The organism is Variovorax sp. OV084, assembly GCF_900111625.1.
GTDB lineage: Bacteria > Pseudomonadota > Gammaproteobacteria > Burkholderiales > Burkholderiaceae_C > Variovorax.
This window is the reverse complement of the sequence record NZ_FOII01000017.1, coordinates 86,723-98,728: the sequence shown is the minus strand read 5'-3', so window position 1 is coordinate 98,728 and position 12,006 is coordinate 86,723. Positions and strand designations below refer to the sequence as shown.

Annotated in this window: 13 protein-coding genes; 7 read left to right on the top strand and 6 right to left on the bottom strand. The window is 65.9% G+C overall.

Going from position 1 to position 12,006, the window contains the following annotated elements:
- Window positions 1–8 precede the first annotated feature (8 nt).
- Both BMW87_RS28285 and BMW87_RS28280 read right to left on the bottom strand, forming a co-directional pair.
- Window positions 9–536, bottom strand: a complete 528-nt coding sequence (locus tag BMW87_RS28285) for a nucleoside deaminase (RefSeq protein WP_093080621.1) — start codon at window positions 534–536, stop codon at window positions 9–11.
- Window positions 533–1,561 carry an ABC transporter substrate-binding protein gene (locus tag BMW87_RS28280; RefSeq protein ID WP_093080619.1) on the bottom strand — a complete coding sequence of 343 codons (1,029 nt, stop codon included), beginning with the start codon at window positions 1,559–1,561 and terminating at the stop codon, window positions 533–535. Before BMW87_RS28280 ends, BMW87_RS28285 begins: the two co-directional genes overlap by 4 nt.
- A gap of 345 nt (window positions 1,562–1,906) precedes the next feature.
- On the opposite strand from BMW87_RS28280, the gene BMW87_RS28275 reads away from it, so the two are divergent.
- On the top strand, window positions 1,907–2,989 hold the full coding sequence (locus tag BMW87_RS28275) for an aromatic ring-hydroxylating dioxygenase subunit alpha (RefSeq protein ID WP_093080616.1): 1,083 nt from the start codon (window positions 1,907–1,909) through the stop codon (window positions 2,987–2,989).
- A gap of 12 nt (window positions 2,990–3,001) precedes the next feature.
- Here BMW87_RS28275 and BMW87_RS28270 read toward each other — a convergent pair whose 3' ends face one another.
- Window positions 3,002–4,303 carry a D-amino acid dehydrogenase gene (locus BMW87_RS28270; protein ID WP_093080613.1) on the bottom strand — a complete coding sequence of 434 codons (1,302 nt, stop codon included), beginning with the start codon at window positions 4,301–4,303 and terminating at the stop codon, window positions 3,002–3,004.
- A gap of 128 nt (window positions 4,304–4,431) precedes the next feature.
- Between BMW87_RS28270 and BMW87_RS28265 the strand changes: the two genes are divergently transcribed.
- The 3 genes from BMW87_RS28265 to BMW87_RS28255 are packed head-to-tail and all read left to right on the top strand — an operon-like array spanning window position 4,432 to window position 5,828.
- Complete coding sequence (locus tag BMW87_RS28265) at window positions 4,432–4,899, top strand: winged helix-turn-helix transcriptional regulator (protein ID WP_093058103.1); 468 nt, start codon at window positions 4,432–4,434, stop codon at window positions 4,897–4,899.
- Between the two features lie 4 nt (window positions 4,900–4,903).
- Complete coding sequence (locus tag BMW87_RS28260) at window positions 4,904–5,398, top strand: GNAT family N-acetyltransferase (protein ID WP_093080611.1); 495 nt, start codon at window positions 4,904–4,906, stop codon at window positions 5,396–5,398.
- Window positions 5,399–5,426: 28 nt separating this feature from the next.
- Window positions 5,427–5,828 carry an OsmC family protein gene (locus BMW87_RS28255; RefSeq protein WP_093080608.1) on the top strand — a complete coding sequence of 134 codons (402 nt, stop codon included), beginning with the start codon at window positions 5,427–5,429 and terminating at the stop codon, window positions 5,826–5,828.
- Window positions 5,829–5,843: 15 nt separating this feature from the next.
- Here BMW87_RS28255 and BMW87_RS28250 read toward each other — a convergent pair whose 3' ends face one another.
- The gene (locus BMW87_RS28250) at window positions 5,844–7,019 is read right to left on the bottom strand and encodes a serine hydrolase domain-containing protein (protein WP_177192862.1); all 1,176 of its coding nucleotides are present in this window, start codon (window positions 7,017–7,019) and stop codon (window positions 5,844–5,846) included.
- Between the two features lie 22 nt (window positions 7,020–7,041).
- Complete coding sequence (locus tag BMW87_RS28245; protein ID WP_093058107.1) at window positions 7,042–7,395, bottom strand: winged helix-turn-helix transcriptional regulator; 354 nt, start codon at window positions 7,393–7,395, stop codon at window positions 7,042–7,044.
- Window positions 7,396–7,531: 136 nt separating this feature from the next.
- Here BMW87_RS28245 and BMW87_RS28240 point away from each other — a divergent pair, with 136 nt between their 5' ends.
- Complete coding sequence (locus tag BMW87_RS28240) at window positions 7,532–8,404, top strand: NAD(P)-dependent oxidoreductase (protein ID WP_093080604.1); 873 nt, start codon at window positions 7,532–7,534, stop codon at window positions 8,402–8,404.
- Between the two features lie 16 nt (window positions 8,405–8,420).
- On the opposite strand, the gene BMW87_RS28235 is transcribed toward BMW87_RS28240, so the two are convergent.
- A complete protein-coding gene (locus tag BMW87_RS28235) occupies window positions 8,421–9,581 on the bottom strand; it encodes an alpha/beta fold hydrolase (RefSeq protein ID WP_093080601.1) in 1,161 nt (386 codons plus the stop codon).
- Window positions 9,582–9,825: 244 nt separating this feature from the next.
- Here BMW87_RS28235 and BMW87_RS28230 point away from each other — a divergent pair, with 244 nt between their 5' ends.
- Window positions 9,826–10,509, top strand: a complete 684-nt coding sequence (locus tag BMW87_RS28230; RefSeq protein WP_093058110.1) for a response regulator — start codon at window positions 9,826–9,828, stop codon at window positions 10,507–10,509.
- Window positions 10,506–11,933, top strand: coding sequence for a sensor histidine kinase (locus BMW87_RS28225; RefSeq protein ID WP_093080599.1), 1,428 nt, complete (start codon window positions 10,506–10,508; stop codon window positions 11,931–11,933). Before BMW87_RS28230 ends, BMW87_RS28225 begins: the two co-directional genes overlap by 4 nt.
- Window positions 11,934–12,006: the final 73 nt, after the last annotated feature.

Below are 12,006 nucleotides of genomic sequence, written 5' to 3'. Positions count from 1 at the left end.
GCGGTGTCTCAGGTCTTCCAGGCTCCGTCGTGGGCCGCACTCGCTTCGTCGATCAGCGCCGGCCCGATGCATTCGATGGGATGCGGCGAGGCGCGGAACACGTCGCGGCACGACAGTTCGGCATCGCGCTGGTCCTGCCGCTCGCCACGGAACACGCGCAGCCGCTCGGCATCGATGCCGAACACCACGCGCCCGATGTTCGACCAGAAGATGGCGCCGGCGCACATCACGCAGGGCTCGCCCGATGCGTAGATCGTGGCGCCCGCGAGTTCTTCGCGAGAGAGCTTGCGCCCGGCTAACGCGCGCAGTGCGTTGACTTCGGCATGGGCGGTGCAGTCGCCGGTTTCGGCATTGCTGTTGCCGGCTTCGGCCAGTACTTCTCCGGCGGCGGAGACGATGACCGAGCCGAAGGGCCGGTTGCCCCGGCGGCGCGCTGCATGCGACCAGACGATGGCCTTGCGCAGGTAGCGCCCGTCGCGTTCGTCGAGCGTGGTTTCGGCGGGATAGGTGGTGGTGTTGTCGCTGTTGGAGTTCATGCCTTGGGGAGGGAGCGTTCGCTGCGCGATGGAAGCATTGAAGTGTTGAAGATGGCGTCGGACGCGGGCTTGACCTTGAGGCCGAAGACATCGGCCACTTCGTCGACCTGCTGTTCGAGCGTGAGTTTCTTTATATCGCCAAGACCGTGGCCGCGCGTGTCGGCCGCGCCCACGTATTGCGCGGTGATGCCCCAGCGCTCGAGTTCGATCTTCTCGTCGAGGATGGGCTCGCGCTGGCGCATGGCCGCGATGCTAGGCGCCGGATTGGCAAAGGTCTCGACGATGGCGCGGTTGCTCGCGCGCAGAAAGGCCGCCACTACCTTCGGGTTCTGCGCGATGAGGTTGCTGCTCGCGAGGATGGCGTTGCCGTACAGGTTGACGCCCGCGTCCGCGTACTTGAGCACCGACAGCTCCTCGGGCTTCATGCGCGCGAACAACGACACGGCCGAGTCGTGGAAGTAGGTGGCGGCGTCGACGTCGCCGCGCACCATGACGTTGTCGCGTGCGCTGAAGTCGGTGGTCTGCCACTGGAAGGCGTCGCCGCGCATGCCTTGCTTGCGCGCGACCATCGGCCAGGCGCGGCGTGTCGATTCGACGGCCGCCGCCGCGACCTTCTTGCCCGCGAGGCTCTTGAAGTCGCCGGTCACGCCGCGGTCCTTGCGGCCGATGATCACGAACGGTGCACGGTTGTAGTACTGGTACACGGCCTGCACCATCGGCGTGCCGGGGTTCTGCGCGTTGAACTCGACCAGCGAGCTGATGTCGCCCAGCCCCAGCTGGTAGACGCCGCTGGCAATGCGGGTGATGGAGGCGACCGAGCCGGCGCCGGTGTCGATGCTCACGTCGAGCCCCTCGTCCTTGTAGTAGCCCTTGGCCAGCGCCAGGAAGAAGGGAGAGGTCTGCCCGTTGATGCGGAAGTCGAGCGTGAACTTTAGCGGGGTGAGCTTGCCGTTGCTGCCTTGAGCGAAGACGGCAGGGGCGGCAAGGGTGGCGGCACTGGCCGCGAGGAAGGATCGACGTTGCATGTGGGGCCTCGGAAGCTTCGGGTCTTGAATCCCCCTGCGCAGGGCAGAAGGCGTTTCAAGAGCAATTTCCGGGCGAGCGCACGTTCGTGGTGCGTGCGCTGCTGAACGCTTCTACTCTTGCAGCAGGTCATGCACGACGCATGCCAAGGGCCCTTTCGAGCATTTTGCTTGGGCATTGAGGGTGAGGGCTTGGAGGGGCAGCCTGGCCGGGCGCACAATCCGGGCGCGCAATTTGCAAGGCATGTTGCGCAGAGTAGAAGCGTTCAGCCGCGCGATGCCCCACGCATCCAGGCAGGAAATTGCTCTTTCACGTTCGTCCCCACGCAACAAAGAAGGAGTCCGCGCATGCTCGTTACCCAACAACCCGTCTTCCGCAAGTTCTGGCATGCCGTCATGCCGCTCACCGAACTGGCACAGGGCCCGAAGCCTTTCAGGCTGCTGGGCGAAGACATCGTTCTCTTCATCGATTCCGACGGCCAGCCCGCTGCGCTGCGCGATCGCTGCTGCCACCGCACCGCGAAGCTGTCGAAGGGCTGGTGCGTGGACAGCGAAGGCCAGGCCTGCGGCACCGGCGCCATCCAGTGCGGCTACCACGGCTGGACGTACGACCGCAGCGGCCAGGTCATCCGCATTCCGCAGTACGAAGCAGATCGCAAGATCTCGCCCGAGTACCGCACCGCTGCCTACCGCTGCACCGCGCGCTATGGCTATGCATGGGTGGCGCTCGAAGAGCCCATTGCCGACATTCCCGCCATTCCCGAATTCGACGACCCGGGCTACCGCACCATCTTCCAGTTCTACGAAGAGTGGCAGACCAGTCCGATGCGCGCGCTCGAAAACTCCTTCGACAACTCGCACTTCAGCTTCGTGCACCGCGCCACCTTCGGCGTGGCCGCGAGCCCGAAGCCGAGCAAGTACGAGCTGGTGGAAAACGAATCGGGCTTCTATGCCGAGACGGTCATCGAAGCGACCAACCCCGTAAAGTTCCATGCGATCAGCGGCGTGACCGACCCGATCACCACGCGCCACATGCGCAACGCCTACTTCCTGCCGTTCTCGCGCCGGCTCGACATCGAGTACCCGAGCGGCGTGCGCCACATCATCATCAACTGCTTCACGCCCATCGACGATGGTCGCATGCAGCTGTGCCAATGGCTGTTCCGCAACGACACCGAGGCCGACTGCACCGCGCAGATGCTGATCGACTTCGACGATGCTGTGACGCGCGAGGACAAAGACATCCTGGAATCGACCGACCCCGATGCGCTGGTCGACACGCGCCGGCGCGGCGTGGAGTATTCGATGGAGTCGGACCGGCCCGGCATGCTGATTCGCAAGCACCTTATGCAGTTGCTGGCGAAGCATGGCGAGGCGGAGGTTTATCGCGGCATGAGCAGTGCCGTGATTCCGATTGCAAAGGCCGCCTGAGCGGCCTCCGCATCAAGCCGGAGCAGTCGCCGGGTTCGGGCGCGTTGCGCGCGACGAGCCCTGTTCGTAGCGGTCCATCGCAAGACCGTCGGTGCGGATCTCCGGCCGCTGCCCCATCACCATGTCGGAGATCAGCTTGCCCGAGCCGCAGGCCATGGTCCAGCCCAGTGTGCCGTGGCCCGTGTTGAGGAACAGGTTGCCGTAGCGCGTGCCGCCGACGATGGGCGTGCTGTCGGGCGTCATCGGGCGCAGGCCGGTCCAGAAGGTGGCGCGCGGTACGTCGCCGCCGGGGAACAGGTCGGTCACGACCTTCTCGAGGGTGGCGCGGCGGTTGGGGTTCAGGCGCAGGTCGAAGCCGCCGAGTTCGGCCATGCCGCCCACGCGGATGCGATTGTCGAAGCGCGTGACGGCGACCTTGTAGGTCTCGTCGAGCACGGTCGATTGCGGCGCGAGCGATTCGTCGAGCAGCGGCACGGTCAGCGAGTAGCCCTTGACCGGGTACACCGGGATGTCGAGTCCCAGCGAGGCAATGGCGGCGCGCGAGTAGCTGCCGAAGGCCATCACGTAGCGGTCGGCCGTAAGGATCTTGCCGGTGGTGGTGCGTACGCCGGTGATGCGGTTGCCGTCCGTCTCCAGTCCGTCGATGGTCTGGCCGAAGCGGAAATCCACGCCCAGGCCGCGCGCGATTTCTGCGAGGCCGCGCGTGAACAGGTGGCAGTCGCCGGTTTCGTCGTTGGGCAGGCGCAGGCCGCCTGTGAGTCGGTCGCGCGCGCCAGCCAATGCGGGCTCGACGCCGGCGAGCGCATCGCGGTCGAGCAGTTCGTAAGGCACGCCGCATTCTTCGAGCACCGCGATGTCGCGCTGCACCGCGTCGAGCTGCGCCTGCGTGCGAAACAGCTGCAGCGTGCCGCCGGTGCGCTGCTCGTACTGCAGGCCGGTGTCGGCGCGCAGCTGCTGCAGGCAGCCGCGGCTGTATTCGGCCACGCGCATCATGCGTTCCTTGTTCACCGCGTAGGCCTCGGGCGAGCAGTTGCGCAGCATCGCGGCCATCCAGCGCAGCTGGAACATCGTGCCGTCGGGGCGGATGGACAGCGGCGCGTGCTTCTTGAACATCCACTTGATCGCCTTCAGCGGAATGCCCGGCGCGGCCCACGGCGTGGAGTAGCCCGGCGACACCTGGCCGGCATTGCCGAAGCTGGTTTCCTCGGCGGGACCGGCCTGCCGGTCGAGCAGGATGACCTCGGCGCCAGAGCGCGCGAGATAGTAGGCCGTGGTGGTGCCGATCACGCCGCCGCCGAGAACGATGACTTTCATGGTGTATTCACTGTTTCAGATGGAATGAGTGGAATCTAAAGTGCACAATGCAGTGGATTCCATTGTTTTCAGACGTTTGGCAGTGAAATACACTGCCGCCAATCGTCCAAAGCCGCGCGCGAAGTGAAATGCCCGAACTCGACCGAATCGACCGCAAGATCCTCGACCTGCTTCAGCGCCAGGGCCGTGTTTCCATGACCGAGCTGGCCGAGCACATCGGCCTGTCGGCCTCGCCCTGCGCCGAGCGCGTGAAGCGCATGGAGCGCGACGGCGTCATCACGGGCTACCACGCGCACGTGTCGCCCGAGGCGCTGGGCAAGACGCTGCTGGTGTTCGTCGAGATCAAGCTCTCGGCCAAGTCCGGCGACGTGTTCGACAAGGTGCGCAAGGAACTGCTGCACATGCCCGAGGTGCTCGAATGCCACCTGGTGTCGGGCAGCTTCGACTACCTCGTGAAGGCGCGGCTCAGCGGCATGAGCGAGTACCGGCACCTGCTGGGCGACATCCTGAAGAAGCTGCCGGTGGCGGCCGAGTCGCACAGCTACGTGGTGATGGAAGAAATCAAGGAAACGCTGATGCTGGCCGTCGACCGCTGAACCGATGAGCACGAACCACGACATTCCCGACATCGCCATCCGGCCCTGGCGCCTCGACGACTTCGACGCGGTGAAGGCCATCCTCGACGACACCTTCGCCGGCACCTGGCTGCCGCAGCTCACGCCCGAGGCCGCGAAGGCCTACAAGGAGAGCGGCGAGCCCGTGGGCTACATCGACGAGATGGGCCCGGCCTTCTTCGTGGCGGAGATCGACGGCGAGGTGGTCGGCATGGTCCATTGGGAGCACGACTTCGTGCATGCGCTGCACGTGCCGGCCGAGCACCAGCGCAAGGGCATCGCCCGCGCCCTGATGGCCTTCGCGGAAGACGGCATGCGCGCCGACGGCGTGGCGCTCGCACGGCTCGAAACCGACACCTTCAACACGCAGAGCCAGGGCTTTTACCTCGCGCTCGGTTACCGCGAGGCCGACCGCTATCCCGATCTCGAATGGCACAGCGGGTTCACGACCATCCTGTACGTGAAGACGCTTTCCTCCTGAACCGCAACTCCCTACCGAGGACACCTGCATGACGATCTCGATCTGCCGCGACGGCACCACCGGCACGCGCCACATCCTGAAGATCCGCAACCACGAGATTCCGGTCGATGCATCGCCCGCTGGCGGCGGCAGCGACGCCGGCCCCGAGCCGCATGACCTGTACGACGCATCGCTCGCGGCCTGCAAGGCGCTCACGGTGCTGATCTATGCGCGGCGCAAGGGCATTCCGGTGGAAGACATCGAGGTCGTGGTCGACCGCGACGACAGCGAGGAGCGCAAGGGCGTCTACCGCCTCAAGTCGGGCCTGCGGCTGAGCGGTGACCTGACGGAAGCGCAGCGCGACGAACTGTTGCGCGTGGCCGGCAAGTGCCCTGTGCACAAGCTCATGACCGAGGTGAAGACCGAGATCGAGACCGGCTGGGCGGACTGAGCTATCGCCGCATCGTCAATGCAGCACGCGGTAGGTGCGTACCGCGCGCAGCAGCGCCCACAGGCCGGCTTCGGCCGGCACCTTCTTCTCGTTGAACGACACGGCGATGTACACATCGTCGGCCGGCACGTAGGCCACGATGCTCGTGAAGCCCTCGATGCCGCCGCTGTGCCCTAGCATCAACCCGGGACCGTCGGGCACGTCGTAGAGCTGCACGCCCATGCCATAGAACGCGTTGCTCCCGGCATAGGGGCCGAGCATGGCGGGCATGCCGGCGAACATGCGGTGTACCGCTTCGCCGGGCAGCACCTTGCCCGCGAGCAATGCGTGCCAGAACACCGCGAGATCGCCTGCGGTCGATGCCAGTGCACCCGCGGCATAGGGCGTGGCGTACTGGTCCGGTGCGTCGACTGGTCGGCCGGCTGCATGGCCCGTGGCGACGGGCAGTTCGACGCCCGGCTTGCGCATGGCTGTGTGCTTCAGCGCAAGGGGCTTGATGAGCCGCTTCGTGAGCACGTCTGCGAACGGCGCGCCGTCCACCTTCTCGACGATCACTCCGAGCATTGCGTAGCCGGTGTTGGTGTAGCTCCAATTCGTGCCGGGGCAGAACGGCGGCTTTTGCGACATGCCGAGTGCGATGACGTCGGCGGGCGTGCGGTAGGCCGCTCCCAGCGACGGTAGCGCGTTGAAGCTCACGAGGCCGCTGGTGTGGCGCAGCAGTTGCTCGATGGTTGTGAGCTTCGCATTCGGCGCGTCGGGAAACCACTTGTCTATGGTGTCGTCGAGCCTGAGCTTGCCTTCCTCGACGAGCTGCAGCACGACAGCGGCCGTGAAGGTCTTGGCGGTGCTCGCGACCTGAAAGGGCTGGTCGGGCACGACGGGTTGCGGCGGTTCCTTGCGCGCCAGGCCGCGCGTGGCGGACCAGATGCCTTCGCCGGGAATCGCGACAGCCACGCTGGCAGCGGGAATGTGCGCGAGCATCTTGTCGAGCGCGTCGCCGAGTGCCTTCTGCAGCTCGACAGGCAACTCGCCGTCGATGGAGCGCTTGAAGTCCTTCTGCCATACAGCTTCGGGCGCCGAGCGCATCGGCGGGCCGGCGTAGATGGGCGAGGGCGCGCACTGCGCCTGCGCGAGGCCCCACGCCACCGACGTGGCCAGCAGAACGGCCGATGAAATCTTCCGCAACGACATTCGGTGCTCCCGGTGTGCCGGCCTACTTGGCCGCTTCGGCTTTCGCGCGTGCGGTTTCAATGCGCTTGGCATTGCGGTCGCCCCAATCGGCCAGCGGCCCGAGTGCCGCATTGAGCGTGGCGCCCAGCTTGGTTGCCGAGTACTCCACGCGCGGCGGCACTTCGTGGAATACCTCCCGATGGACGATGCCGTCGGTCTCGAGTTCGCGCAGCTGCTGGATGAGCATCTTCTCGCTGATGTCGGGCAGCAGCCGCTTGAGCTCGCCGAAGCGATAGGCCTGCGCGTTCAGCTCCCAGAGGATGACGGCCTTCCATTTGCCGCCGATGACGTCGAACGCAGGCCCGATGCCGCAGTTGTAGGGTTTCTTCGATTTCATTTCTTATCCGTGGAATGCCCCGTAAATACCCAATACATACGTTTTGGTAAGTACCTGACTTTATTGTAGGTACTTGACCATATGGAAGCGAAATTTCTACGATTCAATTGTCTTCACAAACAGAAATCGAATCGTCATGAACAACAAGCGAGTTTCCGTTCTGGGCCTGGGCTCGATGGGTTTCACCATTGCTCAGCTCTATCTCGATCAGGGCTACGAAGTCACGGTGTGGAACCGCACGCCCGGCAAGGCCGATGCGCTGGTCGCGAAGGGCGCCGTGCTGGCGCGCGGCGCGGGCGAGGCGTTGCGTGCGAGCCGCGTCGCGGTGATGTGCGTCTACGACTACCGGGGCGCCGATGCGATCCTGTCGGAGCAAGGCACGGCCGCCGCGATGGATGGCCGCCTGCTGATACAGCTGACCACCGGCAGCCCGCAGGACGCGCGCGATGCAGAGGTCTGGGCTCACCGCCACGGCGCTGCGTATCTCGAAGGCGCGATCCAGGCCGCGCCGGATCAGATGGGCCGGCCCGATACGCCGCTGCTGGTGTCTGGCGAAAAGCACGTATTCGACGAGGCCGAGCCGTGGCTGAAGGTGCTGGCCGGCGGCATCGTCTACCTGGGCGAGAAGGCGAGCGCCGCGGCGGCCATGGACCTCGCCACGCTCTCCACCATCTACGGCACGATGCTGGGTTTCATCCACGGCGCGCGCATTGCCGAGCACGAAGGCTTCGACGTGGCGGAATACGGCCGCATCGTTGCGGGCATCATGCCGACCTTCGCGGGTTTTCTTCAGCACGAGGGCTCCGTCATCCAGTCGGGCGATTTCAGCATCTCGCAGAGCCCGATGCGCATCTCGGTCGAGGCAACGCAGCGCATCCTGCAGGCGGCGCAGGCGTCGGGCATCAACACCGAGTTTCCGGCCTTCGCCGCGGGACTCTTCCAGCGGGCCGATGCGGCAGGGCTCGGCGGCGAGGAGCTCGCTGCGTTGATCAAGCTGCTGCGCGCTTGAAAGGCATCGGCATGGCTCAAGCCCATGTCATGAACTGGATGGCACGCAGCACATCGGCCTCGCGCTCCATGAAGAAGTCGGTGTGGTTGCTGTTGTCGAGGGTCAGCCGGTTCGGGGTGTTGAGCGCCGCCACGAGCTGGTTCGAATTCGTGATGGCCGCGCTACGGATCATGCGCACGTAGTCCGAGGCATCTTTCTGCGTCTTGGCATCGAGCGGCAGTTCCAGCCACGGGAACATGTCGCGGGTGTCCGCAGGCAGGGCGGTCACGACCAGCGAAGGTGCGCGCACGGCCTTGTAGTCGGGCGAGAACGAGTGGGCGGCTGTTTCCATGGCGTCATTCACTTCGCTGGGTGTGTTGAGACTCACGCTTCCGTCGGCATGGATGTCGAGGCTGTCGCGCAGGTTCGCTTCCAGCACAGGCCACCAGTTCTTCGAATTGCGGCGGGAGAAGGCGATGGCAGCCTGCAGCGAGCGGCCGTTCTCCGGCTTCGGTTTGGGTTCTTCGAGCAGTGAGTTCGTCGGTACGTCCTCGCCGCCACTGTCTGCGCCCACCGTGTAATCGAAGGTCGTGTCGAGATAGATCAGGCCCTGCGTCCGTTCGGGATACAGGCCCGCGAAGCGCGTGAGCTCGTTGCCTGCGATCGAATGGCCGCCCAGCACCGCGCGCCGTACGCCGAGGGCGTCAAGCACGGCCTTCAGGTCGGCCACGAGCGTGTCCACCTCGTAGTACTGCGTGGCGGTCTTCGCGGGCAGCGGCTTGTCCGAGAGGCCGTAGCCGCGGCGGCTGATCGCGATCACGCGCGACTTGGCGGCCAGTGCGGGTGCGAGGCCGTCGAAGCTGCGCGCATTGGCGCCAAGCCCGGGCAGAAATACAAAGACCGGGCCGGTGCTGCGGGGCGGCTGCCAGTCGCGCACCTGGAGCGAGACTTCGGGCGAGCTCGAGACCTTGATACGGCGGTCGATGACGGAGACTTTGCCTTCGCCACTGTCGTTCCTTGGGCTTCCATCGCCAACACCCGGGTTGGTGTTCGGGGGGGCATCCGGGTTGGCACCTGGGCCGGCAGCGGCGGGAGCAGCAGGACTGGCGTCCGTGCCAATGCCGGGCCCGATGCCAACGCCGCCGCGGCCGCCGCCACCACCGCAGGCGGCGAGCCCTGCAGCACTGGTCAGTGCCATGGCATGGAGGATGTCCCGCCGCCGGAGGCGGTTGCGATCCGGCTGGTCGCGAGGGGCCAGGAGGGTGGGCGATCGATTCACGTCGGTGTTCCGTTTCTGTGTGGTGAGGAGTCGCTCCAGTGTCCTGGCCCCACCTGAAGGGCTGCTTCGGCATTCATGAAGATTTCCTGAAGTGCTTCACCGGCGTGTCGCTGATACTCCGGCCACATTCCGGAAACGGAGTGGTTCGTTCACGTGGAGGCTCATGAATCTCTTGCTTGTTGAGGACGACCTTGACCTGGGCAACGGCGTGCGCATCGCGCTGGCCAATCAAGGCATGGATGTGGTGTGGGTCCGCAGACTCGACGACGCCTTGCGCACCCTCGACGGCGGCACCTTCGACATGGTGCTGCTCGACCTCGGCCTGCCCGACGGCGACGGGCTCGACCTGCTGTTCCGCCTGCGCCGCGACCGGCAGATATTGCCGGTGCTGGTGCTGAGCGCTCGCGACGCGCTGACCGACCGGCTGCGCAGCCTGGACGACGGCGCGGACGACTATCTCGTCAAGCCCTTTGCGCTGGCCGAGCTGCTGTCGCGGGTGCGGGCGCTCGCGCGCCGCAGCTACGGCTTCAACGACGAGACCATCCGCATGCGCGGCCTGGCGCTTCACGAGCCCACGCGCGGCGTGATCGTCGATGGCGAGCCGGTGGAGCTTTCGCGCTGCGAGTTCGACCTGCTGGCCTTGCTGCTCAAGCGCACCGGCCGCGTGGTCACGCGCCGCGTGATGGAAGAGCAGGTGCTGCCCGGTGGCCAGGCCAACGGCAGCAATTCACTCGAAGTGCATATCTCCAACCTGCGCAAGAAGATCGGCCAGGGCTACATCCGAACGGTGCGCGGCATCGGCTACGTGATCGACGTGCAGTCGCTCGTGCGGAGCACGCAGAAATGAGGCAGGCGCTGGCGCAGCGCTGGAAGAACTGGAAACAACCTTCCCTGATGCGGCGCCTGCTGCTGGCGCAGATGGGCGTGGTCGCCTTGCTGTGGACCATGGCCATCGCGCTGCTGCTGTACGACTCCTACGACGACCCCGAGCTGCTGAAGTTCGACAAGATCTTCCAGTCGGTGATTGCAATCGCGAAGAACACGGCCGACCAGCCCGACAAGCAACAGGAAACCCTGGCCGCCTTCGAGGCTGCGCTGCTCGAAACCATGGGCGACGGCGACGCCGCTTCGGACACCTCGCCGGTGCTGCAGGTCTGGCAGGGCGACAAATTGATCTATCGCTCTACAGCGGCCGTGCCTGTCATTCTGAATACCGTGCCGAACCGCGTCGAGACCGTGAAGGCGGGCAACCGCGAGTGGCGCGCACGCACGCTGGCCTCGCCCACCTCGGACGTTCGCGTGATGCTGGCCGAGCCCAGCGTCTGGCGGTTGACGGTCACCGTGATGTACCGCGGCTACTACCTGCTGCCGCTGGTCATCAGCTTGCCTTTTCTGGTGTTTCCCGCGTGGCTGTCGGTGCGCCTTGCGCTGCGGCCGTGGCGCCGGGTGAGCCAGGAAACCGCTGAGCGCGGGCCGGCCGACCTCACGCCGCTGTCGTACGCGCCGCCGCACAAGGAACTGCAGCCGCTGGTGCAGAGCATCAACAGCCTGCTGCAGCGGGTGCGCGACAGCACTTCGCGCGAGCGCAGCCTGATCGCCGACGCCGCGCACGAGCTGCGAACCCCGCTGGCGGCCATGCGCGTGAACGTGGAGGCGCTGAAAGAGCAGAGCACCGACGAACAGCAGCGCGAGCTCATGGGCAATCTGCTGCGCAGCAACGACCGCGCGGCGCGGTTGGTGGGGCAGCTGCTGCAGCTCATGCGCAGCGACGCGGTTTCGGACAACGCGCTACCCGTGATGCTGTCGCTCGACGCGCTGGTGCAAGACCGGCTGGCCATGATCGAAGGGCTGGCCAGCGCCCGCAACGTCGAGCTGGAACTGGTGAGCGAAGACCGCGTGCCGGTGCTCGGCGAGCGCGAAAGCCTGGTCTCGATGATCGACAACCTCATCAACAACGCCATCAAGTACAGCCCGCCGGGGAGTACGGTGGTCGTGCATGTGGCGCGCGAGGGCACCCAGGCACTTCTGACGGTGGCAGACGAGGGGCCCGGCATTCCGCCCGCGTTGCGCGAGCGGGTGTTCGACCGCTTCTTCCGCAACCCCGACCAGAACCAGAGCGGCAGCGGGCTGGGGCTGGCCATCGTCAAATCGGTGGTCGACCGGCACGGCGGCGAGGTCGCGCTTGGTGAAACCGCGAACGGCGGCCTGCTGGCCACCGTGCGGCTACCGCTGGCCATGGCCGATACGCCGCAGCCAATGCTCTGCAGCTGAAACCTCGCCCGGCGCACGGCCAAAGGACCAGGGCAGGGCCAATTTGGTGCAAAGAATTACACTACCCGGTGCT

Bases quoted from the DNA above. Each gene is read 5' to 3' on its own strand.
- BMW87_RS28225 (WP_093080599.1), top strand. From the start codon at position 10,506: ATGAGGCAGGCGCTGGCGCAGCGCTGGAAGAACTGGAAACAACCTTCC.
- BMW87_RS28270 (WP_093080613.1), bottom strand. From the start codon at position 4,303: ATGAAAGTCATCGTTCTCGGCGGCGGCGTGATCGGCACCACCACGGCC.
- BMW87_RS28235 (WP_093080601.1), bottom strand. From the start codon at position 9,581: ATGGCACTGACCAGTGCTGCAGGGCTCGCCGCCTGCGGTGGTGGCGGC.
- BMW87_RS28255 (WP_093080608.1), top strand. From the start codon at position 5,427: ATGACGATCTCGATCTGCCGCGACGGCACCACCGGCACGCGCCACATC.
- BMW87_RS28230 (WP_093058110.1), top strand. From the start codon at position 9,826: ATGAATCTCTTGCTTGTTGAGGACGACCTTGACCTGGGCAACGGCGTG.
- BMW87_RS28260 (WP_093080611.1), top strand. From the start codon at position 4,904: ATGAGCACGAACCACGACATTCCCGACATCGCCATCCGGCCCTGGCGC.
- BMW87_RS28280 (WP_093080619.1), bottom strand. From the start codon at position 1,561: ATGCAACGTCGATCCTTCCTCGCGGCCAGTGCCGCCACCCTTGCCGCC.
- BMW87_RS28240 (WP_093080604.1), top strand. From the start codon at position 7,532: ATGAACAACAAGCGAGTTTCCGTTCTGGGCCTGGGCTCGATGGGTTTC.
- BMW87_RS28250 (WP_177192862.1), bottom strand. From the start codon at position 7,019: ATGTCGTTGCGGAAGATTTCATCGGCCGTTCTGCTGGCCACGTCGGTG.
- BMW87_RS28275 (WP_093080616.1), top strand. From the start codon at position 1,907: ATGCTCGTTACCCAACAACCCGTCTTCCGCAAGTTCTGGCATGCCGTC.
- BMW87_RS28285 (WP_093080621.1), bottom strand. From the start codon at position 536: ATGAACTCCAACAGCGACAACACCACCACCTATCCCGCCGAAACCACG.
- BMW87_RS28265 (WP_093058103.1), top strand. From the start codon at position 4,432: ATGCCCGAACTCGACCGAATCGACCGCAAGATCCTCGACCTGCTTCAG.
- BMW87_RS28245 (WP_093058107.1), bottom strand. From the start codon at position 7,395: ATGAAATCGAAGAAACCCTACAACTGCGGCATCGGGCCTGCGTTCGAC.